A 24,221-nucleotide genomic window follows, 5' to 3' on the forward strand; every position below is an offset into this window, starting at 1 on the left:
CATGACCGCCGATACTCACCCCCTGCGTGCCGCCGCCCCCCCAGCCACCTGGAAGCGCCGCACACGCCTGCAGCGCCTGGGCCAGGCACTCGTCCCTTTGCTGGCGCGCCCGGGCTTCAGCCTGGCGCTGCTGGTGGTGCTGTTCGCCCTGCTGGCGGCTCTCGCGCCGCACTGGCTGACCAGCTTCGACCCTTACTCCACGTCCCCCGTCGACAAGCTGCGCGCCCCTGGCGCCGTCCACTGGTTCGGCACCGACGAGCTTGGCCGCGACCTGTACACCCGCGTGGTCTATGGCGCCAGCCTGTCGGTGCAGGCCGCACTGCTGGCGGTTGGCATTGCCCTGGCAGGCGGGTTGAGCCTGGGCGTACTCGCCGGGTTCGCCGGCGGGCGCCTGGATGCCGCCCTCATGCGCCTGGTCGATGTGCTGCTGGCCCTGCCCGGCCTGCTGCTGGCCCTGGCCATTGTCACCGCCATCGGTTTTGGCACGGTGCCGGTGGCGATCGCCGTGGGCGTCGGCATCATCCCCGGCTTTGCCCGCACCACCCGCGGCGAAGTGCTGCGGGTCAAGACCTTGCCCTATGTCGAGGCCGCACGCCTGGGTGGCGCCAGCTGGCGCCGCACCTTGCTGCGGCATGTGCTGCCCAATGCCTGGGCGCCGGTGGCCGTGCTGGCCACGCTGGACTTCGGCGCCGCCATCCTGGCTACGGCCGGCCTGAGTTTCCTCGGTTTTGGCGCAGCACCGCCAGCGGCCGAATGGGGCACCTTGATTGCCAACGGCCGGCACTTCCTGATCACCGCTCCCTGGGTGTCGCTGCTGCCCGGCCTGTTCGTGGTCGCCGTGGTATTCAGCCTCAACCACCTTGCCCGCACCTTCGAGGAGCACCCACGATGAACGACCAGCCATTGCTTGTGGTACGCGACCTCAGCATCAGCTATCAGGCCTCCGGCCAGGCTACGCAGGCCGTCAAGCACCTTGCCTTCAGCCTGGCCCAGGGCGAGACCGTGGCCATTGTCGGCGAGTCAGGCTCGGGGAAGTCGACCTTGGCCAACGCCCTGCTCGGCCTGCTACCGGGCACGGCGCGCATCGACAGTGGCCAACTGTGGGTCGACGGGCTGGATGTAGTGCGCGCCAGCGAACGGCAGAAACGCCAGCTGCGTGGGCGTACCGTCGGCCTGGTGCCGCAAGACCCGATGGTCAGCCTCAACCCCACCCTGCGCATTGGCCAGCAGATCGGCGAGGCGCTAGTGCTGGCCCAAGGCGGCCGCTCGCGCAGCGTCGATGCCGATGTGCTGGAGTTACTAGCCCAGGTTGGCCTCGACAACCCGGCGGTGCGCGCCCGCCAGTACCCGCACGAACTCTCTGGCGGTATGCGCCAGCGGGTGCTGATCGCCATCGCCCTGGCCGGTAACCCACGGCTGATCATCGCCGACGAACCCACCAGCGCGCTGGACGTGACCGTGCAACGCAAGATCCTCGATCACTTGCAGCGGCTGGTGGCCGAGCGTGGCATCTCGTTGCTGATCATCACCCACGACCTGGGCATGGCCACCGACCGCGCCGACCGCCTGCTGGTGATGAAACAGGGCGAACTGGTGGAGCAAGGCCCACCCGCGCAGATCGTGCAGGCACCGCAGCACCCGTACACCCGCGCCCTGCTCAATGCCGCACCGGCATTCAGCGCTCGTCGCCAGCCCCGCCAACTGGCGCCGGGCTCAAAGCCGATCCTGAGCCTGCAGGGTGTTGGCAAAACGTTCGAATTGCCCAAGGTCAAAGGGCAGGACAAAAGCTTTGTCGCGCTGCAGGGCCTGGACTTGCAGGTTCACCCGGGGCAAACGCTGGCCATCGTCGGTGAATCCGGTTCGGGCAAGAGCACCGCCCTGCGCATTGCCCTGGGCCTGGAAACGCCCAGCCAAGGCCACGTGCTGTTCGACCAGCAGGATGTCACGGGCCACGGCTGGCGCCAGTTCCGCCCCTTGCGCCGACGCATGCAACTGGTGCAGCAAAACCCCTTCGCTGCCCTCGACCCGCGTTTCACGGTGTTCGACAGCATCGTCGAGCCGCTGGTGTCGTTTGGCCTGCTCAAAGGTGCGGCCCTGGAGCAACGCGCGCGTCAACTGATCGAGCGCGTGCACCTGCCTCTGCATTACCTGGACCGCCTGCCCCGCGAACTGTCCGGCGGCCAGCGCCAGCGCGTGGCGATTGCCCGGGCGCTGGCGCTACAGCCAGAACTGTTGCTGCTCGACGAGCCGGTCAGTGCCCTGGATGTGTCGGTGCAGGCGCAGATTCTGGCACTGCTGGATGAGCTGCAACGAGAGTTGGGCATGGCTTATGTGCTGGTATCGCATGACCTGGCGGTGGTAGCGAGCATGGCCGACCAGGTGCTGGTATTGCGCAAGGGTCAAGTGGTGGAACACGGGGCGGTGGAGCAGGTTTTCGAGCGGCCGGCGAGCGAGTATACGCGGGAGTTGATTGCTGCCATTCCTGGGCGCCCAGCCTCTGCTGCGGCTTGAGTTCTAGCGCCCCACAGCCTGATATTTTTGCCAGTTGCAAGGCTGTGGGCATCCCATCAAGCTAGATTGAAATCAGGAGGCTCTATTCATGTTTATATTTTATCAGTCTGGCAAACCCACTGCCTTGGTTCAATCTTCCAGAACTACTCGAATATTCAATCAAAGCCGACAGGCGCTCGCCATCCAATACAGATCACACTCCTCTATTAGTATAATTGCCTCAGACAAAATGCAATCCTCCGTCGTGGAGGCTCGCGGCCACGTCCTGCACTCACTGTCTTACACCCCTTTTGGCTTCAACCAAGCGACCGGGGAACTGCCTGTAGGCTTTAACGGCGAGCACTGCGACGCTGTGACAGGCATGTACGGTTTGGGCGCAGGATACCGTTGGCTTTCAACAAAATGTATGCGTTTTTCGAGCCCTGACAACCTCAGCCCTTTTGCTAAAGGGGGCATCAATGCCTACACCTATGTTCGCAACGACCCGGTTAATCTGCTCGATCTAGACGGTCACGCGCCGTCGGCTCCGATACTCCATGGAACCAAGATGCGTCGGTTCCAATACGGTTTCAGAAAAATTCAAGCATTCGATGAAAATTTTGGGGTCTATGAATCCAAACCTGGTCTTTTTAAAAAGCCCAAGCTATTGATATACACTCATGGCAACGAGAATAAAATACTAATCGACGACGTCGCCATGGGCCCATTTGAATTCGCCACATGGCTAACGAGCAAAAATATAAATCTTCAGAAATACAGGAAAGTCATTTTTGCCACTTGCCTAGGAGGCTACGGCGAATCGTTTGGGCAAAAATTCTCAAATCAGAACAATGTCAAGGTCAGCGCTATTCCCGGCATCGGCGACGCAACGATGGTAAACGGCGTAGAACCTGGCACCTTCAGTTTCGGGCTTTTATCCGAACCTTATGAAGGCATTGCGGAGACAACACCACAACGCCCACGGGCTTACTCATTCGTAGAATTCACACCACAAGACGCTAAAAAATTTCGAAGCGCATGATTGAAGAGAGCATTAAGAACGCCCCCAATGAACGGGGTTATTCCATAGCATTTGACGCAACCTAAAATGCATATTATGCATCATCGCATTGATTTTAATACCATTAAATAATATTAGCATAGAACCACAAAGCCTTTCACAACCCCGCCCCACACCCGCTAAGGTCACTCCAGACCGACCCCTTTCCTGGCGGAGGCCGTCCACCACGACCACCCCAGGAGCCTTGCACGCATGCCACCTCTCTCACCCGCACCCCTGCTTCATCTTCGCCCACGGGCCAGGTGACGCATGGCTGTCCCCATTCCCTTTGCAACACAACCCACAGGTACTCCGATGAGCAAACGACAGATCCGCCTGGGCGCCATGATCCATGGCGTCGGCCACGGCTGGGGCGAATGGCGCCACCCAGAGGCGTTGGCCGATGCCAGTGTCAATTTCGGCTTCTACAAACAGCAGGCCAAGCTGGCCGAGGCGGCAAAGTTCGACTTCGCCTTCATCGCCGACAGCCTGCACATCCACGCCCGTTCCAGCCCCCACTACCTCAACCGTTTCGAGCCGCTGACGATCCTTTCGGCGCTGGCTGCGGTTACCGAGCACATCGGCCTGGTAGCCACGGTCACGGTCAGCTACACCGAGCCGTTCCAGGTAGCACGCCAATTCGCCTCGCTGGACCTGATCAGCGGCGGGCGTGCTGGCTGGAACGTGGTGACCTCCTGGCTTTCCGGCACCGCCGACAACTTCGGCAAGGCTGAACACCCGCCGCATGCCGTGCGTTACCGGATTGCCCGTGAGCATGTGGATGTGGTCAAGGGGCTGTGGGACTCGTGGGAAGACGACGCTTTTACCCGCGACAAGCAAAGTGGGCAGTTCTTCGACCCGGCCAAACTGCACACCCTCGGCCACCAGGGCGAGTACTTCAAGGTCAAGGGCCCACTGAACATCCAGCGTTCGCCCCAAGGGCAGCCCCTGATCTTCCAGGCTGGCGTGTCGGAAGACGGTCGCAACTTCGCGGCGCAAAACGCCGACGCCATTTTTGTCAGCCCGGAATCGTTCGACGACGCTCACGCCTATTACCAGGACCTCAAGCAGCGTGCCACGCGCCATGGCCGCGACCCCGACGCACTGTTCATCCTGCCCGGCATCCGCCCCATCGTCGGCCGCAACGCCGAGGAGGTCGAGCAGCGCTACCAGCAGGCCGTCAACCTGGTGAGCATCGAGGATGCCCTGGTAGCCCTGGGTCGCCCCTTCAACGACTACGACTTCAGCCAGCATGACCTGGACGCGCCCTTCCCCGACCTGGGCACCCTGGGCAACGACAGCCACAAGGGCACCTCGGACCAGCTCAAGCAACTGGCCCGTGATGAAGGCCTGAGCCTGCGCGAACTGGCACTGCGCTTCTCGCGCCCACGCAGAGACTTCGTCGGCACCCCGGAGCAGGTTGCCGATGCCTTGCAGCACTGGTTCGAAAACGACGCTGCCGACGGTTTCATCATCAACTCGTTGCTACCCGACGGCCTGCAGTACTTCACCGAACACGTGGTACCGCTGCTGCAAGCCCGTGCCCTGGTGCGCAGTGAGTACACCGGTAAAACCCTGCGCGACAATTTCGGCCTCAGCGTGCCGGAAAACCGCAACACCCTGCGCCGCAGCCAGGCAGCGGTTGCCTGAGCCTACCCAGACAAGGAGTTTTGTTCCATGAGCCTCGAATTCATCGGCCTCATCGGCCCGCAGGAAAGCAGCGAATCCCAGGCGCCACGTGGCCCGCTGGTTGATCTTGAGTTCATCAAGGCCTTCTCCCAGGCCCAGGAATATGGCGGCTTCGACAAGGCATTGCTGGCAGTCAACACCAGTGCGCCGGATTCGATGATCCTGGCCAGCTACGTGGCAGCGCTTACCGAGCGTATCGGCCTGCTGGTCGCCCACCGCCCGGGCTTCCAGGCGCCAACTTTCGCTGCCCGCCAGTTCGCCACCCTTGACCAGCTGAGCGGGGGCCGGGCCTCGATCAACGTCATCACCGGCGGCGATAGCGGCGACCTGCAGCGCGATGGCGACTTCCTCGACAAGGATGCCCGTTATGCCCGCACCGATGAGTACCTGCAGGTACTGCGCAACACCTGGACCCGCCAGGAGCCGTTCGACCACCTGGGCACTCACTACCGCGTTGAAGACAACCTGACCCTGGTCAAACCGGTGCAGCATTTGCCCATCTACTTCTCCGGTGCGTCAGACGCCGCGGTTGAAGTGGCCGCCAAGCACGCCGACGTCTACATGATGTGGGGCGAACCGCTGGAGCAGGTACGCGAGCGCATCGCCAAGGTGCGCAAGGCTGCCGCCCGCTACGGGCGCGAGAAGCACATCCGCTTCAGCTTGTCGTTGCGACCGATCCTGGGCGGCACCGAGGCCGAAGCCTGGGCCCGCGCCGAGCGTATTCTGGCCGATGCCCAGGAACGCATCGGCATCCGTCAGGGCAACCGCCGCGAGAAAAACTTCGGCAAGAGCAACACCGGCTCCGAACGCCTGGTGCAACTGGCCAGCCAGCGCAAGGTGCATGACACCCGGCTGTGGACCGAGATTGCTGCGTTGGGCGGCGGTGCCGGTAACTCCACCTCGCTGGTAGGCACCGCAGACCAGGTGGCCGAGGCCGCATTGGCCTACTACGAACTGGGGGTGACCACCTTCCTGTTCCGCGGCTTTGACCAGCTGCGCGATGCGGTGGAATACGGGCAGGACCTCATTCCCCGTATTCGGGCGTTGGTAGAACAGCATGAGGCTGGACGCAGCACCCGCACAGCCTAGATCTCCATTCGCTTCACCAGCCTCTTCGCGGCGGTTCGACGCCTCGACATGCCCGCGAAGAGGCCGGTGCAGGCAAACACTTCCCCACACCTTACGCCAGCCTTATCAGGACCTGGCGCCTATTCGCCTGCGTGCTCCACCGTACTCCGAGGACATGATGTCTAGAACACCGCTTTTCGCCCTGCCCCTGGCCTGCCTGCTCACCCCCTTCGCCAATGCCGCCCCAACTACCGAAGACCCGCGCCTGGACACCGTCACGGTGATCTCCACCGGCCTGCGAGGCAACCAGCGCACCGTCGCCGACAGCCCGGCCCCCATCGACGTGATCAGCAGCGAGCAGCTATTGCGTACCGGCCGCGCCGAGTTGTCCGAGGCCATCTCCAAACTACTGCCCTCGTTCAACTTCGGCACCAACATTGCCGGCTTCCAGTCCGGCGTGCGGCCACTGAGCAACCGCAGCCTGGGCCCGGCCTACACCCTGGTGCTGGTCAATGGAAAGCGCCGCCACAACAGCGCCGTGCCGGCCAGCGGCTCGACCGACAACAGCGGTGCCAACGCCGTTGATATCGACATGATCCCGGTCAGCGCGGTGTCGCACATCGAGGTTCTGAAAGACAGCGCCGCCGCCCAGTACGGCTCGGATGCGGTGGCCGGAGTGATCAACATCATCCTCAAGAGCGCCAGCAGCGGCGGCCACTACGAAAGCAGTTACGGCCAGCTGTACAGCGGCCAGGGCGAAACCATCAAGCTGGCGGGCGACCAGGGCTTCAGCCTGGGTGACGGCGGTTTCCTGCACCTGTCGGGCGAGGCACGCAAGCGCGGCACCGCCAACTGGATCGACAAGGCCGCCCCCGATTACCGCGCCTACTTCGAAGACGACCGCCAGGCCGCCTGGGACCACCGGGCGGTGAAGAACGGCGACCCTGACCTGCGCGCCTTCAACCTCGGTTACAACGCCGAGTTGCCCATCAGCGACGATTTGAAGCTGTATTCATTCGCCACTTATGCCGAGCGCAAGCTGGAGGCTTTCAACAACTACCGCCTGCCCAACAGCAACGCCTCGATCCCGGAGTTGTTCCCCGACGGGTATTTCCCGCTCAACAACATCAAGGACACCGACTACCAGTGGCTGCTCGGCGCACGTGGCGCCGCCGGTGCCTGGGACTGGGACCTGTCCACCACCTACGGGCGCAACAAGAACCAGCAGTCCAGCGACCTGACCATCAACCCCACCTACGGCCCGGCCTCACCAACCTCGTTCGATGACCTGGCGACGTTGCAGTTCGACCAGTGGGTGAACAACCTGGACATCACCCGCGCCTTCGATGGCCTGTTCGGCCTGGCGGTACCGACCCGCGTCTCGGCCGGCCTGGAGCACCGCTGGGAGCGCTTCCGGACCTTCGCCGGCGACCCAATCGCCTACAGCGTCGGGCCCTACACCTACCCGGCTACCCTGGCAGACGGGCGCCCCAACCCGCTCTATGCGCTGGCCAACGGCCAGACCGCCGTGGGCGCCCAGGCTGCGCTGACCATTCGCCCGGAAGACGAGGCCGATGTGAAGCGCAACAACTATGCCGCCTACATCGACCTCGGCCTGGACCTGACGCCGCGCTGGTACCTGGGCGCCGCCGCGCGCGTCGAGCACTACGACGACGACTCGGGCAACACCGCCAGCTTCAAGCTCAATTCACGCTATGAACTGAGCGAAACCGTGGCGGTACGCGGCACCCTGGGCAGCGGCTTCCGCGCCCCGTCGCTGACCCAGAGCGGCTACACCGTCAGCGACAACCGCACCGCGCTGGACGCCGACGGCAATGTAGTGCCGGCCTTGCGCCGCACCGTGGCGCCCGGCAGTGCCGCCGCGCTGGCATTCGGCGGCGACAAGCTCGACCCGGAGAAATCGCGCAACGCCGGCCTTGGCCTGACCTGGCAACCGGCGCGCCGCACCAGCGTTACCCTGGACACTTACCTGATCGACATTGACGACCGCATCCTGCTCACCGAAAACCTCTACGACCGGCAGAACGGTGCCGGTGCCATTGGCGACATCCTCGAATCGCTGGGCCTGGCACGCACAACCTGGATCAACTACTACACCAACGCCTTCGACACCCGCACCCGCGGCCTCGACCTGGTGGGCGACCACACCAGCGAGTTCGGTGCCTGGGGCGATGTGCGCTGGACCTTGGGCTTCAACTGGAACAAGACGACCGTACGCGGCACCCGGGGTACGCCCGCAGCGCTGGCCGCCGCCGGTATCGACGTGGTCGGCCATGGCCGCGAGGGCGACCTGGTGGCAGCCTCGCCGAGAACCAAATGGGTACTGGGCAGCCAGTGGTTGCTGGGCAGCTTCACCGGCACCTTGCAGACCACCCGCTACGGCAAGGTCGAAACCTGGCAGCAGAACCAGGCCCAGGACCGCACCTTCGGCGCCAAGTGGATCACCGACCTGGACCTGTCCTACCTGCTGTTCGACAGCCTGACCGTCAGTGTGGGTGGCACCAACATCTTCAATGTGCGACCCGACAAGAACGGCGTGTACAACGCCAACGGCAACCAGGCGGCGTACGGCAACCCACCGTTCCACCCAGGTGGCGGCTATTGGTACACCAAGCTGGCCTATGACTTCTGAAGCATCTGCACATTTGCTCCTGGCCTGTGGGAGCGGGTTCACCCGCGAAGCATCCAACCCGGTGCATGGCACCGGCAAAGCCGGTGTTCGCGGGTAACCCCACTCCCACAGGTGTACCTTGCACCTTCGGTACTTGGCAATTGACGCAAACCCCGCCCCCATGCTCTCCTTATGCCTCACGTTCAGGTGCCCCCACAGGGGGTGAAACGGGAAACCGGTGCGTCCCAGGCCCTCCATCAGGGCCGGACAAGGCCGGTGCTGCCCCCGCAACGGTAAGCGAGTGAAGCGTCTGTACCACTGTGCCATGTAGTCCGGCATGGGAAGGTGACGCTTTCCAGGAGCCCTGCTCCTCCTCGCAAGCCCGGAGACCGGCCTGGCGTTCATGAACACCCCGCGGTGGGCGGGCGCTGTTGCATTCCCCTGGGCGGCCACGCATCGGGGATGCCGCGCTTGCCCGTTGCCAACAAAAAGCAGAGGAACGCGTCATGCCCGTCACCAGCACCAAGCAGCACAGCCTTGCCACACCCGTCACCCTCAGCCAGCGCGTCGTCATCGCCGTCGGCGCCAGCCTGCTGGGCCTGTGCCTGGTGTACTTCGCCGGCTTTTCGCACATCGAGGCCGTGCACAACGCCGCCCACGACACCCGCCACAGCGCCGCCTTCCCCTGCCACTGAGTACGCCTGATGATCACGCGCATTGCCCGTACCGCGGGCTTCAGCGGGCTGCTTGCGGCCCTGCTGCTGACCCTGCTGCAAAGCTTCTGGGTCGCCCCGCTGATTCTTGAGGCGGAAACCTACGAATCCTCGGCCCCGGCCGCACAGCACGAACATGGTGGCGAAGTGGCCGCCCATGAGCACAGCGCCGAAGCCTGGTCGCCGGAAGACGGTTGGCAGCGGGTGCTGTCCACCACCGGGGGCAACCTGGTGGTCGCAGTCGGCTTCGCCCTTATTCTCGCCGCCCTTTACAGCCTGCGCGAACCGCAGCGTGCCGGCACCGGTGCGCTGTGGGGCCTGGCCGGTTTTGCCGTGTTCTGCCTGGCCCCGACGTTGGGGCTGCCACCGGAGCTGCCCGGCACTGCTGCCGCCGACCTGGGGCAACGCCAGGCCTGGTGGATTGGCACGGCCAGCGCCACGGCCCTTGGCCTGGCCTTGCTGGTGTTCGCCCGCCACTGGCTACTGAAGGCGCTGGGCGCCGTGCTGCTGGTAATCCCCCATGTAATCGGCGCTCCGCAGCCCGAAGTACATGAAAGCCTGGCCCCCGAAGCACTGGAGACCCAGTTCAAGATGGCCTCCTGGCTGACCAACGCTGCCTTCTGGGTAGCCTTGGGCCTGCTCAGTGCGTGGCTGTTCCGCCGCTCCAGCCAGGCCTGATGTCGGCGTTCTACGCCGGCTTCGGCTGCCGCCGGGGCTGCCCGGTGGACACCCTGCAAACCCTGCTGCACCAAGCCCTGGCTAGCCAGGGCCTGGCGCTTGCCGACCTGCGCGGCATTGCCAGTATCAGCCTCAAGGCCGACGAAGCCGGCTTGCAGCAACTGGCCGAACGCCTTGGCTTGCCTTTGGTGCTGTACCATAGCGCGCAACTGCAAGCCTTTGAGCCGCTGCTCAGCCACCGCTCTGCCACAGCCCATGCCCACAGCGGCTGCTGGGGCGTAGCCGAAAGCGCGGCGCTGGCCCTCGCCAGCGAGCAGCCCGGGAGCACAGCCCGGTTGCTGCTGACCCGCCAGGTACTGGGCCCGGCGACCCTCGCCCTGGCCTGCTGAACAATTCGCTCCTCTTTCTTGCAAGGACTTTCCATGACGGTGTATTTCATCGGTGCCGGCCCCGGCGACCCGGAACTGATCACGGTCAAGGGCCAACGGCTGATCCGCCAGTGCCCGGTGATCATCTATGCCGGCTCACTGGTACCTGCTGCCGTGCTCGACGGCCACCAGGCCGAGACCGTGATCAACAGTGCCGAGTTGCACCTGGAGCAGATCATCGCCGCCATGCGCAGCGCGCACGAACAAGGCCAGGACGTGGCCCGGGTGCACAGCGGCGACCCCAGCCTGTACGGCGCCATCGGTGAGCAGATCCGCCACCTGCAGGCGCTGGGCATCGATTACCAGATCATACCCGGGGTCACGGCCACGGCGGCCAGCGCCGCTCTGCTTGGCTGCGAGCTGACCCTGCCACAGGTCGCGCAGACGGTGATCCTCACCCGCTATGGCGACAGTTCGCCAATGCCACCCGGCGAACAACTGGGCGACCTTGCGCGCCATGGCAGCACCCTGGCGATTCACCTGGGGGTCAAGCACCTGTCGCGAATCGTCGAACAACTGCTACCGCACTATGGCGCGCACTGCCCGGTGGCGGTGGTCCATCGTGCCACATGGCCTGACCAAGACTGGGTGCGCGGCACCCTTGGCGATATCGTCGAGCGCGTCGCAGCCAAGGATTTTCGCCGCACGGCGCTGATCCTGGTAGGCCATGTGCTCGGGGACACTCCATTCGCCGAGTCGGCCTTGTACCGTGCCGGGCACGCGCACCTGTACCGCCCTGGCGACTGAGCATTGCCAGCATTGCCACGGGCGTAGCAGACTCCGGGTTCCCGCCTGCGAACAGGAGTCACACCCATGCTGGAATTACGCCCCAACTGCGAGTGCTGCGATACCGACCTGCCGGGCGACAGCCCCGATGTGCTGATCTGCTCCTTCGAATGCACCTTCTGCCGCGCCTGCGCCGATACCCGCTTCAAGGGCCGCTGCCCCAACTGTGCCGGCCAGCTGGTGGCCCGCCCGACGCGGGTCGGCCAGGCGCTGGTCAATAACCCCGCTGCCACCCAACGCGTGAACAAAGCACACGCTGCTTGCGCCTGACTCCACACCTCAAACCAGGCATTGCCGCTTTGATAGGGTGATGCCTTTCCCGTTGCTTGTAGGACTTTTCAACAACAAGCGCGCGGATTATCAACACTTCTATACTCGGCATTACCAAACCTCGGGATTGGTCGTATCTTGCAGCGCTTCCGATTAACCCACTTGCAGACGTATTCCTGAGTGTTCCAGGAAGCGGACCACATCTTGACAGGAGTTTTCCACATGACAACCGTGCTGATCGTCGACGACCACCCCATTGTCCGACTGTCTTTGCGCCTACTACTGGAGCGTGAACGTTTTCATGTCGTTGGCGAGGTGGGTAACGGCAGCGAAGTGGCGCAGGTAGCCCGCGACCTGCGCCCGGACGTGGTAGTGCTCGACATCGGCCTGCCCGGCCTGGACGGCATGGAAGTGATCAAACGCCTGCAGTGCCTGGAGCCAGTGCCCAAGATCATGGTGCTGACCGGCCAGGCCACCGACCTGTACGTGCGGCGCTGTCTGGATGCCGGCATCGGCGCTTTCGTCACCAAGGAAGAAGACCACGAAGCGCTGCTGTTTGCCCTCAAGGCCCTGGTCAAGGGCTATTCGACCTTCCCGCAAATGTCGGTCAACAGCAACTCGCTGGAGAGCGAACCGGTACGCCTGGCCAGCCTGTCGAACCGTGAAATGGAAGTGCTGCGGCGCCTGGCGCGCGGCGAAAACAACAAAAATATCGGCACCTGCATGAACCTGAGTGCCAAGACCATCAGCACCTACCGGGGCCGTATCATGGAAAAGCTCAAGACCGAATCGCTGGTTGAAATGGTCGACCTGGCCAAACGCAACAGCGTCTACTGAGCGCTCGGCCGCCATGAAGCGCCTGCTGGCGTGCATGCTCCTGGCCATCGGCCTGTCCGGCCCCGCCGCGCTGCTGGCCGACAGCGAACCTCGCCAACTGCTGGCGCGCTCGGTCAGTGCCGCAGCGCCGTTGCAACTGTCCAGGGAAGACCGGGAGTGGCTGAAGCAACGCCAATACCTGGTGCTGGGCAGTTCGCGTCCCGACTATCCGCCCTTCGAACTCAACGCCAGCCAGCAGGACTACGAAGGCATTAGCGCAGACTACGCCGGCATCATCGCCGAGCAGCTGGGCATAAACGTCGAAGTACGGCGGTTCGACAACCGCCACGAGGCCATCGCTGCGTTGCGTGAGGGCAGTATCGACCTGCTGGGCAGCTCCAATGCCTTCGAGGCGGCAGATGCCCAGCTTGACCTGAGCACCCCGTATGCCGACGACATGCCCGTCATCGTCACCCGCGAAGGAACCAGCCTGAAGAACAAACCCGACCTCGCCGGCCTGCGCCTAGCGATGGTCGATCACTACCTGCCGGCCAGCACCGTACGCAATCTGTACCCCAAGGCGCAGTTAAGCCTGTACCGCTCGACCCTGGCCGGGCTGGCCGCTGTCGATCTGGGCGAGGCCGATGCCTACCTGGGCGATGCCATCAGTACCGATTTCACGATTGGCAAGAGTTACCAGGGCACGCTCAGAATCGACCACTTCTGCCAGGTCCCTGCGGGGGCATTTGCCTTTGCCCTGGCCAGCGACAACCCTCGCTTGCGTCGGTTGGTCGACATGGCGCTAGCCCGCATCACCGACAGCGAGCGGCTGAATATCCTGCGCCGCTGGAGCAGTGGCCACACCAGCCTGCTGCTGCAGCGTCACCTCACCGCCTTGAGCAAGGAAGAGGAAGCCTGGATCGCGGCCCACCCCAACATCAATGTCTTGGTCAACACCTCGTTGGCGCCACTGACGTTCAACGACGCCGAACACCGCCCAACCGGCATCACCCTGGACCTGCTGAAACAGATTTCGCTGCGCACAGGGCTGCACTTCAGCGCGGTCGAAAGCGATTCGGCGCAGGCAATGGTCGAGCGTCTGGCCCGTGGCGATGCACAAATGATTGGCGCATTGGGCTATGGCGCGGATCGCGCGAAACAACTGCGCTTTACCCGCCCCTACCTGGTCAGCCCACGCGTTCTGGTTACCCTTAGCGACAGTACTTTCCCGGCACAGGCCAAGGCGCTGGATGGTCAGCGCATCGCCGTGGTACGCGGCTCGCCGCAGCGGGCGCTGCTGCAACAACGCTACCCGCAGGCCCGGCTGGTGGAAGTGGACAACCCGCTCGGTCTCATGGAGGCCGTGGCCGGGGGGGCTGCCGACGTTGCCCTTAGCAGCCATATCAACGCCGCCTACTACATCAGCCATGTTTTCAAGGGCCGCTTGCGCATCGCCAGCGTGCTGGACGACGACCCGGCCATTGCCGCATTCGCCGTGGCCGCGGACCAGCCGCAGCTACAGGCCATCCTCGACAAGGCACTGCTGAGCATTCCACCCGAAGAGCTCGACCAGCTGGCCAACCGCTGGCGCACCAGCACCTTGGTCAGCGATAGCCCTTGGCGCGACTACCGCACCCTGGCCTTGCAGGTACTGGTTTTGTCGGCCCTGCTGCTGGCGGGCGTGGTGTTCTGGAACAGCTACCTGCGCAAGCTGATCAACCAGCGCACCGAGGCCCAGCACGCGCTGCAGGCGCAGCTGGCCTTGAGCCGCGGCCTGCTCGAACAGCTGCGCCAGACCAAGGACGACGCCGAACAGGCCAGCCAGACCAAAAGCACCTTCCTGGCCACCATGAGCCATGAAATCCGTACCCCGATGAATGCCGTGATCGGCCTGCTGGAGCTGGCCCTGGAAGACAGCCGCAAGGGGCGTTGCGACGCCCAGACCCTTCAGACTGCCCATGACTCGGCCATCGGCCTGCTTGAGCTGATTGGCGATATTCTCGACATTTCCCGCATCGAATCTGGGCACATTACCCTGCAACCGGTACCCACAAACCTGGTCGAGCTGGTACGCGCTACAGTACGGGTGTTCGAAGGCAACGCTCGGGCCAAAGGCTTGTATCTGCACGCAGCACTGCCTGCCGAGCCGGTCTGGGTGCTGGCAGACCCGCTGCGGCTCAAGCAGATCCTGTCCAACCTGATCAGCAACGCCATCAAGTTCACCGACCGCGGCGAGGTACAGGCCAGTTTGCTGATACCTTCAAATGGGGGGGACAGTAGCCAGTCTATCGACCTGTCTGTGCGTGACACCGGCATCGGCATCAGCCCCGTTGATCAGGCCCGGCTGTTCAACACCTTCGTGCAGGCTGATGGACCGCGAGCACGCCAAGGGGCGGGCTTGGGGCTGGTGATCAGCCGCACCTTCGCCGAACTCATGGGCGGCAACTTGAGCCTGCAAAGCGTCGAAGGTGTCGGCACCAAGGTGCAAGTCAGCCTGCAATTGCCAGCCTGCCCGGCACCGCAACCTGTTGAGCAGCACACCCCGGCAGCCGAAAGCAGCAGTGGCCCGCTGGATATCCTGGTAATCGACGACTACCCTGCCAACCTGCTGTTGCTGGAGCGACAACTGCACACCCTGGGCCATCACGTGACCCAGGCAGAAAATGGCCAGGTCGCGCTGGAGCGCTGGCAGGCAGGGCATTTCGACCTGGTGATCACCGACTGCAGCATGCCGGTGATGGACGGCCACGAACTCACCCGCCGCATTCGCAGCCTTGAAGCCGAACGCGGCCTGCCGGCGTGCCAGATCCTCGGCGTGACTGCCAATGCCCAGGCCGAAGAACGTGACCGATGCCTGGCCAGCGGCATGAACGAATGCCTGTTCAAACCGATCGGCCTGAGCACCCTCAAGGCTCACCTGCCCCAAGCCCGCAGCGCCCCAGAACCGCCACTGCGCAGTAGCGGCTTCAACCTGGCTGAACTGCGCCACCTGACCCAGGACGACAGGCAACTGACGCGGCATCTGCTGGAACAGCTTTCAATAAGTGTCGGCGAAGATCTCGCCTCTTTGCGCGCGTTGGCACCCGAGGCCTCCGATGAGGCCGTTCGCACCCTGGCTCACCGCATCAAGGGCGGCGCGAAGATGATAAGGGTGCGCGGCGTGGTCAAGGATTGCGAAGCCATCGAGAACGCTCATGCGCGGGGCCTGCCAACGGTTGATCAGCGTGAACAACTGCAAATCAGCCTGCAAGCCCTGCTGAACGAGCTGAGCGACGCACTCAATGCAGTTGAAGCGTCGAGCTGATCTGGCTGATGGCATCCACCACGTGCCGCGAACCCTGCTGGATTTCCATGATCACCGTACCGGCCTCATTGACCAGTGCAACCCCATGACCGGTGCGGGTCAAACTCGACTGCATGCTGGCCACGGCCAGCAGTGACAGGTCGTGGTTCTGCCGCACGACATCGACGATTTCCAGGGTGGCCTTGCTGGTCCGCGCCGCCAGGTTGCGCACCTCGTCGGCCACCACGGCAAAACCGCGCCCGTGATCCCCGGCGCGGGCCGCCTCGATGGCCGCGTTCAGGGCCAGCAGGTTGGTCTGGTCGGCAATGCCCCGTATGGTCAGCACGATCTGGCCGATCACATCTGACTGCTTGCTCACGGCATCGATGCTGCGTGCAGCCTCGTTCAGCTCATGGGAAATCTGCTCGATCACCTGCACCGTCTGCTGCACCACCTCGGTGCCCTTGCGCGCACAGGCATCGGTCTGCATGGAACTGGCATGGGCGGCGTCGGCGGCGGTTTGCTGGGTACTGACCTGACGGGTGATGTCACTGGCGAACTTCACCACTTTGTACAAGCGGCCCTTGCTGTCGAATATCGGGTTGTAGGAGGCCTCCAGATAGACCATCTGGCCCTGCTTGTTGATGCGTTCGAAGCGGTGCGAATGGTACTCGCCGCGGTTGAGCGATGCCCAGAACTCACGGTACTCGGCCGATTCGCGCTCCTGCGGCAGGCAAAACAACCCGTGATGGCGGCCAACTACCTCGTCCAGGCGATAGCCCATGGTGTCGAGGAAGTTCTGGTTGGCCTTGATCACACGGCCTTGCGGGGTGAACTCGATCACTGCCATGGAGCGACCGATGGCCTTGAGCAGGCTCTCGCTCTCGTGCTCCTGCACGACCCGCTGACTGATGTCGGCTGCCACCTTGATCACGCTGGTTACCTGGCGCTGTTCGTCCAGCACCGGCATGTAGCTGGCCTCCAGCCAAACCTCGCGGCCGGCCTTGTCGAGGCGTTCGAACGTACCGCTGATCGCCTTGCCCTGGCCCAGTTCACGCCACAGCTGCTGGTACTCGGCAGTTTGCGCATAGCCCGGTTCGCAGAATAACCGATGGTGTTTGCCCCGCAGCTCGTCTGCGCTGTAGCCCATGGCCTGGCAAAAACGCTCGTTGGGCATCGAGGATGGTGCCATCAGGGGCGAACTCGATCATCGCCATCGAACGGCTGATCGCCGCCAATTTGGCTTGCGTGCCGCTCAAGGCCTGGTGAGTGCGCTGGATCTCAACCAAATCGGATTTGCGATGGAAATCGAACATGACGCCGGGCTCCTTTATGCGCGGTGTCCTGAGCATAGATCGCCGTTGGCGCCGTGCAAGCACAGTGCTATCACTTTAGGATTACTACATTGATATGACAGGACGCGCCTGCACAGCCACGAGTTCTCGCTACGAACTCTCGCGCACCATCAGCTCAAAGCCCAGATCCTGTTGCGTATCCGCCACCCGCTTGCCATCGAGCAACGCCAGCAGCGCCTGCGCCGCGCCACGCCCGACTGCGGCCCGGGGCGTGCGAATCGAGGTCAGGCGCGGCACCATGTGTGCCGAAGCGGGCAAGTCGTTGAACCCCACCATGGCCACCTGACGTGGCACTTCCACCCCTTGGCGCAGTGCCTGCAGCACCGCCCCTTGGGCCAGGTCGTCGTTGCAGAAGAAGATACCGTCGACATCCGGCGACTGTTGCAGCAACTGGCTGAACAGCACACTGCCCAAGGCAATCGACGAAGGCTCCGGCGCCAGTACCTCCAGCTCGGCCGCCTGCAAACCGGCCTCGGCCAACGCCTGGCGGAAACCTTCGGCCCGCTGCATTACCCGTGGATCGAGCTGCGCGGCAATGAACGCCAGGCGTTTGCGCCCACGCTCGATCAAATGCCTGGCCGCAGCGCGCCCGGCCTGCTGCTGCGAAAAACCCACCGACAATGCCCCTGGCTCGCCATTGAGCTCCATCATGTGCACACACGGCACACCGCTGGCGGCCAGCATCTGCCGCGCCGCGTCGCTGCGCTCGAAACCGGTCAACAGCATGCCGCAGGGCTGGTAGGCCAGGTAATTGCGGATCAGATTCTCTTCTTCGGCAAGGTCGTAGTGATAGTTGCCAATCAGCACTTCGAGGCCACGCGGGCGCATGACCTCGTGAATGGCTTCCAACGTGTCGATGAACAATTGGTTGGACAACGACGGGATCAACACCACCACCGACTGGCTGCGGGCCGAGGCCAGGGCGCGGGCCGCCGGGTTGGCCACGTAGCCCAGGCTCGCCGCTGCAGCGACGACCTTTTCGACCAGTTCAGGCGCAACCGTGCTGACCCCGCGCAGGGCGCGCGAGGCGGTAATCGGGGAAACCCCGGAAAGCCTGGCAACTTCGGCCAGGGTGGGACGACCTGTAGTACGGGAGCCGGTGCGGGACATGGATGTTGTAATTTTACTACTTGCAAGGATAGGGAACGGCCACTAAGGTAGCGCTGTCTCAGGACGCAGGCAATGTAATCTTTGGCAGCAGCCCGCACGCGCTCGCTACCAGGCGTCCATACTGCGTAAGGACAAGACCAATAACACCGGGGAGGTGGCTGTTCGTCGGCGACGAGACAGCGCTATCTCACCCCGCAGGAGGTACTGATGAATTCTCCCCTGTCCGCCATCGTGGTGATGGGCGTGGCCGGTTGCGGCAAAAGCTGCATCGGCGCTGCCATTGCTGCCCGAAGCGGCGGCCGCCTGATCGAAGGCGACGCTTTCCACCCTGCCGAAAACATCCGCAAGATGAGCGATGGCATCCCGCTGGACGACAGTGACCGCGCCGGCTGGCTGGTGCGCCTTGGCCAGGAGTTGCAGGCCACCACCCAGGCTGGGGAGCGCCCGATCCTGACCTGCTCGGCACTCAAGCGCCGCTACCGCGACACCCTGCGCGATGCCATGCCGGGGCTGGTGTTCGTGTTCCTCGAACTGTCGCCCGCCGAGGCGGAAAAACGCGTACTGGCCCGGCCCGGCCACTTCATGCCGGCTAGCCTGATCGACAGCCAGTTTGCCGCTCTGGAATCGCCACGCGGCGAGCCACTGACGCTGGCGCTGGACGCTACCCAGCCCATAGAAGCACTCGCCGAAGCGGTGGACCGCTGGCTAAAGCGCTGTGGTGAGCAGGGGCTAGCGCAAACCGCCTGACTCCGGCGGCTTTCCCGGCTCACCAAAGACAGCGCTACCTTGCCCCGTGAGTGCGGGCAAAGTTCCAAAACGCTACGCCAAAAACAACGATAAGATCGAGGCCTTCAAACCATGTTCGGACTGGCTACTGACACCTTCCTGCTGCTCGATGCGCTGGTTACCATCGTCGGGCTGATCCTGCTGATCACCCACTTCAAAGTGCACCCCTTCGTCGCCCTCACCCTTGCGGCCGGCTTCCTTGGCCTTACCTCCGGCATGCCGGTGGCCAAGGTAATGAAGTCGTTCCAGGATGGTTTTGGCGGTGTGCTCGGCTTCGTCGGCATCGTGCTCGCCCTGGGCACCATGCTGGGCAAACTGATGGCCGACTCTGGGGGTGCCGACCAGATTGCACAAACCCTTATCCGGGCCTTCGGCAAGAAGAACGTGCATTGGGCGATGATGTTTGCCGCCTTCCTGGTGGGCATTCCGCTGTTCTTTGAAATCGGCTTTGTGCTGCTGATTCCGCTGGTGTTCATCGTGGCGCGGCGCTCCGGCGTATCGCTGGTCAAGATCGGCATCCCGCTGCTGGCCGGCCTGTCGGTGGTGCACGGCCTGGTGCCGCCACACCCGGGCCCATTGCTGGCGATCGGTATTTTCCACGCTGATATCGGCAAGACCATCTTCTACGGCCTGATCGTCGCACTGCCCACCGCGATCATCGCCGGGCCGCTGTTCGGCAATTTCATTTCCCGCTACATCCCGGGCAACCCGTCCCAGGAGCTGATGGACCAGATCGCCAAGGAGTCCGACCAGGGCAACCTGCCAAGCTTCAGCATCACTCTGATTACCGTGCTGCTACCCGTAGCGTTGATGTTGCTGAAAACCTTCGCCGACGTGGTACTGCCGGCCGAGCACATCGTGCGCCAGTGGATGGACCTGATCGGCCACCCCATTACCGCCCTGCTCGCGGCCCTGCTGCTGGCCTTCTACACCTTTGGTTCGGCCCGCGGCTTCAACCGCCAGCAGATCATGAAGATGCTTGACCAGAGCCTGGCCCCCACGGCCGCCATCGTGCTGATCGTGGGTGCTGGCGGCGGCTTCAAGCAGATGCTGGTGGACACCGGCGTGGGCAACGTGATCGGGCAGATGGCCGTGCAGGCAGAGATTTCGCCCATCATGCTGGCCTGGCTGGTGGCAGCGGTAATCCGCATCGCGACCGGCTCTGCCACGGTCGCTACCATTACCGGTGCAGGTATTGTCGCACCGGTAATCGAACTGGTCCCGGGTGTGAACCGTGAGTTGCTGGTGCTGGCCACCGGTGCTGGCTCGTTGATCCTGTCGCACGTGAACGACGCCGGCTTCTGGCTGGTGAAGCAGTATTTCAACATGACCGTAGCGGAAACCTTCAAGACGTGGAGCATGATGGAAACCATCCTCTCGGTGGTTGGCATCATCTTCATCATGTTGTTGGCGCAGGTGGTGTAACCGTTTATCGGGGTAATGGCACCTTGATGCTTTGGGTAGGGCCAAAGGAAATCATGAGACCTATCCGAAGCAAAGGAGCCTGCCATGCCCCGCTCAAGCATTCTGCTGATTGCCCTGCTCGCCTCGCCAATGGCCCTGGCCGCCGGCACTGGCCCCACCTACCCTGACGACCCACACAACCCGGCGCCACGGCCGGGCGTGGACAGCACCCTCAACCCGATCGAAAAGCCCATGCCGCGGGATACTGACACGCGCATCCAAGGTAACGACCCGGAAAGCCCACCGGCCAAGCAGAATGACAACCGCGATCTGCCGGGGATGGATGGCAGTGGCTCGGAGGGTAGCGGATATCAGGGAAACAGCGGTACCAGTACAGGCAACCCCTGACTACGCTAACCAGTGGTCCACCTTAAAAAATCGCAGGGGTTGGTGTATGCCTGTACTGGCCTTTTCGCGGGCATGCCCGCGAAAAGGCCGACATGGGCAGTAAAGATTGATCAATTACCACTGGCGTTTGTCTGGGCGTGTCAGCCCCAGCTTCTCGATCCTGTAACGCAACATGTCCCGCGACAACCCTAGCATCCGCGCCGATTTGGTCACATTCCAGTCCGTACGGTCCAGGGTCTTGCACACCAGGTCGCGTTCCATGTCCGGCAGGCTGGTGCCTGGCTCCGGGTCGTGCCGTGGCATCTCGAACATCGCTGGCGCCGGTTGCTGAACCAATGGCTCGTCAATCAAGGTCATGCACAGGTTCAACTGGTGCGCCTGCACCACCTCGTTCGGCGCCAGCAGCACGGTCTGCTCCAGCATGTTGCGCAGTTCGCGCACGTTTCCAGGCCAGCTATAGCCCAGCATCAGGCTCTCGGCCTCGGCGGAAAACCGCAGATTCGGCTTGCCGTAACGCCGGCCATGGTGGGCCAGGAAATGCCTTGCCAGTAACAGGATGTCCTGGCCACGGGCATACAGGCGCGGCACCTTTATGGCGATTATGCGCAGGCGGAAGAACAGGTCGCGGCGGAACTTGCCCTGCTGCACCATCTGCTCCAGGTTGCAGTTGGTGGCACTGATCACCCGCAGGTCTACCTTGCGCTCCTTCACCGCACCAATCCGGCGGATACTGCGATCCTCCAGCAGCTTGAGCAGTTTGGCCTGCAGCACCAGGTCCATTTCGCCGATTTCGTCGAGGAACAAGGTACCGCCGTCGGCGGCCTCTACCAAGCCCAGCCGTCGCTCCTTGGCATCGGTGAATGCGCCCTTCTCGTGGCCGAACAGTTCGGCTTCCAGCAGGTTGGCAGGGATTGAGGCGCAGTTGAACTCGATGAATGGGCCTTTGGCGCGAGAACCATCAAAATGCAGGGCGCGCGCCACCAGCTCCTTACCCGTCCCGGTCTCACCTTCGACCAGCACCGGTGGCAAATCGTCGCTGGCCATACGCCGCTCGGCATCCAGCACCTGGCGCAGGGTGTGCTTGAGGGTGAGCATCACCGACGATTCGCCGATCAACGCCTGCAACCCGGACTTCTGCGCCTCGCGCTCCTGGTAGAACGACAGCGTGCGCTCCATGCGCTCGGCAGCCAGTGCCTTGTCCAGGGTCAATTTGAGCTCGGCAAGCACTACCGGCTTGGTCAGATAATGGAAGGCGCCCTCCTTCATCGCCTGCACGGCATCTTCGACATTACCGTAGCCGGTCATCATGATCACTTTCAGGCCCGGCACCTGCACCACCAGGCTGCGCAGCAGGTCGTGCCCGCTCATGCCTGGCAATGAGTTGTCGGTCAGCACCGCGTCGGGCTGGGCCCGCTTGACCTGCTCCAGCGCAAGCTCGGCGCTGTGGCACACGGTGACCTCGAAGCCCTTGAGGCTGAGGTAGGTGCGAATGTTGTCAGCGAGGATTTCATCATCCTCGACTACCAGGATGCTGTGCTCCATGGTCCCCTCCCGCTGCGATATTGAATGTAAGGCTGACGCGGGTTCCTTCCTCTTCGCGGCTGCTCAGGCTGACCGAGCCGCCAAAACGTTCCATGATGCGCTTGACCAGAGCCAGGCCTACACCGAGGCCGCCCTGCTTGGTCGTGAAGAACGGCTTGAACACCATCCGCTCCTGCTGTTGGCTCATGCCTTTGCCGGTGTCGGTGAGCACGAACTCGGCACGCTGGCCGTCCTTGACATTGACCTGGGCGGTCAGCATGCCGCCTGCCGGCATGGCCTCCAGGGCATTGGAGAACAAGCTGTTGAGAATCTGCGTGAGCTGCAGCGGCTGACTGGCCACCCACTGCTCATCAGGCCCTTCGAAATGAAAGCGCACCCCGTTGCGCTCGATCTGCTGGACGAACGCCAGGTGGGTGTCCTCGATGGCCGCCACCAGGTCCACCGCCTCGGCCTCGTCGCTGAGCGGGCGCAACGACACCAGCAGGTCGCGTACCCACCGCGACATGCGGTCCACCTGGCTGATGATGTCGGCAATGTTCTTCTGCGCTGCGGGGTTGGCGATTTCCTGGGCCAGTTCGGCGCTGGAACGGATATTGGCCAGTGGGTTGCGCAGGCTGTGCGCCACTGCAGACGACATCTCGCCCAGTGCCACGTAGGTTTCACTGGCCACCAGCCGGTCCTGTTGCAGGTTCAGCATCTGCGCCGCCCGGCGCACGATCCAGAACAGCCCGAAGTAGATCAACGCCCCGCCTACCAGGGTCGAAGCCCAGATCAGCACGTAGCCGCGCTGGATGCGTCGTATCAGGTCTTGCGGCTCCTTGTAGATCTCCACCATGGCCATTACCTGTTCGCCCTGGCTGTCGAACAGCGGAATGTAGTTCTCGATGAACAGGTAGCGCGGTTGACGCAAAAACTTCTGCTCTTCGCGGTCATCCTCGGCCTTGTGGTAGCTGGCCGACACCGCCTTGCGCGAGCGGAAGGCGCGATCCAGATCGCTATCGGCTTCTATCCGCTTGCCGATCAGCTCGACGTTGGTGGACCAGACGATGGTGCGGTCGCGGGCGTAGACATTGGCCAGCAAGGTATCAGGCAGATGCTCGACATGGTCGAGAAATTCGACGCGGGTCGATTCGGCGAGCGCCGGGGTGAACTGCAAGTGCTGCTGGTCCAGGCGCGGGTCGAGCAGTTCACCCATCGTGGTGCCCGGTGGCAACTGCGAATGGCGTACCTCGGCCTGGGCCATGGCCTGAATGAACTGCGCGGTCAGCATCGCATCACGCTGCACGCTATCGCGGACCACAAAGCGCGTGGACACATAACCCAGCCCGCCCGCCACCGCCGTGATGATCAACAGGCTGATGACCGAAAACCAGCGCAACAGGTTGAACTCACGCAATGGCACGGCCAGACCGCTGGCAGTCGCACTGGCCTTGTCGCGAACGTCGTTTTCCAGCATCTGCATCGCGTGGTTCCCGCACAAGGCGTCCGTTCAGAAATGCATCAAGGCCAACCAACAGCAGCCAGTTGATAGCACCCCGCCTGGGCAGCCATAAGCTGCCATGTGTCGCGTGTCGCGCTTCGTCTATCACGCTGCAAGAACTCGGCCAGCGCACAGTACAAATCTAAAAACCATATCTTTCAGTATCTTAGGAGGTCTTTTTAAAAACTACATAAAGATCAGGCCCCACATTTGGGTACTAATG

At 63.1% G+C, this 24,221-nt stretch carries 20 protein-coding genes, 1 pseudogene and 1 riboswitch; of the genes and pseudogenes, 16 read left to right on the top strand and 5 right to left on the bottom strand.

Going from position 1 to position 24,221, the window contains the following annotated elements; translation table 11 throughout:
- Position 1: 1 nt before the first annotated feature.
- The 13 genes from WF331_RS18000 to WF331_RS18060 all read left to right on the top strand — a co-directional run bounded on the left by WF331_RS18000 (position 2) and on the right by WF331_RS18060 (position 15,934).
- A complete protein-coding gene (locus tag WF331_RS18000; RefSeq protein WP_016499876.1) occupies positions 2–892 on the top strand; it encodes an ABC transporter permease in 891 nt (296 codons plus the stop codon).
- Positions 889–2,511 carry a dipeptide ABC transporter ATP-binding protein gene (locus WF331_RS18005; protein ID WP_016499877.1) on the top strand — a complete coding sequence of 541 codons (1,623 nt, stop codon included), beginning with the start codon at positions 889–891 and terminating at the stop codon, positions 2,509–2,511. Before WF331_RS18000 ends, WF331_RS18005 begins: the two co-directional genes overlap by 4 nt.
- Positions 2,512–2,599: 88 nt before the next feature.
- On the top strand, positions 2,600–3,532 hold the full coding sequence (locus tag WF331_RS18010) for an RHS repeat-associated core domain-containing protein (protein WP_049824894.1): 933 nt from the start codon (positions 2,600–2,602) through the stop codon (positions 3,530–3,532).
- 333 nt (positions 3,533–3,865) lie between these two features.
- Positions 3,866–5,200, top strand: a complete 1,335-nt coding sequence (locus WF331_RS18015; RefSeq protein WP_241800977.1) for an LLM class flavin-dependent oxidoreductase — start codon at positions 3,866–3,868, stop codon at positions 5,198–5,200.
- 27 nt (positions 5,201–5,227) lie between these two features.
- Positions 5,228–6,328: an LLM class flavin-dependent oxidoreductase gene (locus WF331_RS18020; protein WP_174370712.1), complete on the top strand. Its 1,101-nt coding sequence runs from the start codon at positions 5,228–5,230 to the stop codon at positions 6,326–6,328.
- A gap of 157 nt (positions 6,329–6,485) precedes the next feature.
- Positions 6,486–8,960: a TonB-dependent receptor plug domain-containing protein gene (locus tag WF331_RS18025; RefSeq protein WP_340623174.1), complete on the top strand. Its 2,475-nt coding sequence runs from the start codon at positions 6,486–6,488 to the stop codon at positions 8,958–8,960.
- Positions 8,961–9,127: 167 nt separating this feature from the next.
- Positions 9,128–9,351: riboswitch (cobalamin riboswitch) on the top strand.
- Positions 9,352–9,445: 94 nt separating this feature from the next.
- The gene (locus WF331_RS18030; RefSeq protein WP_016499882.1) at positions 9,446–9,634 is read left to right on the top strand and encodes a CbtB domain-containing protein; all 189 of its coding nucleotides are present in this window, start codon (positions 9,446–9,448) and stop codon (positions 9,632–9,634) included.
- Between the two features lie 9 nt (positions 9,635–9,643).
- A complete protein-coding gene (locus WF331_RS18035) occupies positions 9,644–10,330 on the top strand; it encodes a CbtA family protein (RefSeq protein ID WP_016499883.1) in 687 nt (228 codons plus the stop codon).
- Positions 10,330–10,719 (top strand): cobalamin biosynthesis protein, encoded by a 390-nt coding sequence (locus WF331_RS18040; RefSeq protein ID WP_284360289.1) that lies wholly within the window; start codon positions 10,330–10,332, stop codon positions 10,717–10,719. The genes WF331_RS18035 and WF331_RS18040 overlap by 1 nt, the downstream gene beginning before the upstream one ends.
- Before the next feature lie 33 nt (positions 10,720–10,752).
- Positions 10,753–11,505, top strand: a complete 753-nt coding sequence (cobM, locus tag WF331_RS18045; protein WP_016499885.1) for a precorrin-4 C(11)-methyltransferase — start codon at positions 10,753–10,755, stop codon at positions 11,503–11,505.
- Positions 11,506–11,571: 66 nt separating this feature from the next.
- A complete protein-coding gene (locus WF331_RS18050) occupies positions 11,572–11,814 on the top strand; it encodes a DUF1272 domain-containing protein (protein WP_063423465.1) in 243 nt (80 codons plus the stop codon).
- Positions 11,815–12,036: 222 nt separating this feature from the next.
- Positions 12,037–12,651 (top strand): response regulator transcription factor, encoded by a 615-nt coding sequence (locus WF331_RS18055; protein ID WP_016499887.1) that lies wholly within the window; start codon positions 12,037–12,039, stop codon positions 12,649–12,651.
- 13 nt (positions 12,652–12,664) lie between these two features.
- Complete coding sequence (locus WF331_RS18060; RefSeq protein WP_340623175.1) at positions 12,665–15,934, top strand: transporter substrate-binding domain-containing protein; 3,270 nt, start codon at positions 12,665–12,667, stop codon at positions 15,932–15,934.
- Here WF331_RS18060 and WF331_RS29355 read toward each other — a convergent pair.
- The 3 genes and pseudogenes from WF331_RS29355 to WF331_RS18070 form a co-directional block, all read right to left on the bottom strand.
- Complete coding sequence (locus WF331_RS29355) at positions 15,909–16,403, bottom strand: methyl-accepting chemotaxis protein (RefSeq protein ID WP_445324921.1); 495 nt, start codon at positions 16,401–16,403, stop codon at positions 15,909–15,911. The genes WF331_RS18060 and WF331_RS29355 overlap by 26 nt on opposite strands.
- Positions 16,404–16,493: 90 nt before the next feature.
- Positions 16,494–17,105: pseudogene (locus WF331_RS29360) on the bottom strand (PAS domain-containing protein); the annotation flags it as partial.
- Between the two features lie 253 nt (positions 17,106–17,358).
- Positions 17,359–18,378 carry a LacI family DNA-binding transcriptional regulator gene (locus tag WF331_RS18070; protein WP_049274495.1) on the bottom strand — a complete coding sequence of 340 codons (1,020 nt, stop codon included), beginning with the start codon at positions 18,376–18,378 and terminating at the stop codon, positions 17,359–17,361.
- Between the two features lie 207 nt (positions 18,379–18,585).
- On the opposite strand from WF331_RS18070, the gene WF331_RS18075 reads away from it, so the two are divergent.
- From WF331_RS18075 to WF331_RS18085, 3 genes are all read left to right on the top strand, one after another.
- Entirely contained in the window at positions 18,586–19,125 is a 540-nt protein-coding gene (locus tag WF331_RS18075) for a gluconokinase (protein WP_016499891.1), read from the top strand.
- Positions 19,126–19,236: 111 nt separating this feature from the next.
- Complete coding sequence (locus WF331_RS18080; protein WP_016499892.1) at positions 19,237–20,589, top strand: GntP family permease; 1,353 nt, start codon at positions 19,237–19,239, stop codon at positions 20,587–20,589.
- Positions 20,590–20,673: 84 nt separating this feature from the next.
- Positions 20,674–20,976, top strand: a complete 303-nt coding sequence (locus WF331_RS18085) for a hypothetical protein (RefSeq protein WP_016499893.1) — start codon at positions 20,674–20,676, stop codon at positions 20,974–20,976.
- Between the two features lie 114 nt (positions 20,977–21,090).
- On the opposite strand, the gene WF331_RS18090 is transcribed toward WF331_RS18085, so the two are convergent.
- Both WF331_RS18090 and WF331_RS18095 read right to left on the bottom strand, forming a co-directional pair.
- Entirely contained in the window at positions 21,091–22,518 is a 1,428-nt protein-coding gene (locus tag WF331_RS18090) for a sigma-54-dependent transcriptional regulator (protein ID WP_016499894.1), read from the bottom strand.
- On the bottom strand, positions 22,487–23,980 hold the full coding sequence (locus WF331_RS18095; RefSeq protein WP_284399363.1) for a sensor histidine kinase: 1,494 nt from the start codon (positions 23,978–23,980) through the stop codon (positions 22,487–22,489). Before WF331_RS18095 ends, WF331_RS18090 begins: the two co-directional genes overlap by 32 nt.
- Positions 23,981–24,221: the final 241 nt, after the last annotated feature.

This window comes from Pseudomonas sp. YNh (assembly GCF_037993085.1).
In the GTDB taxonomy this organism is placed as follows: domain Bacteria; phylum Pseudomonadota; class Gammaproteobacteria; order Pseudomonadales; family Pseudomonadaceae; genus Aquipseudomonas; species Aquipseudomonas putida.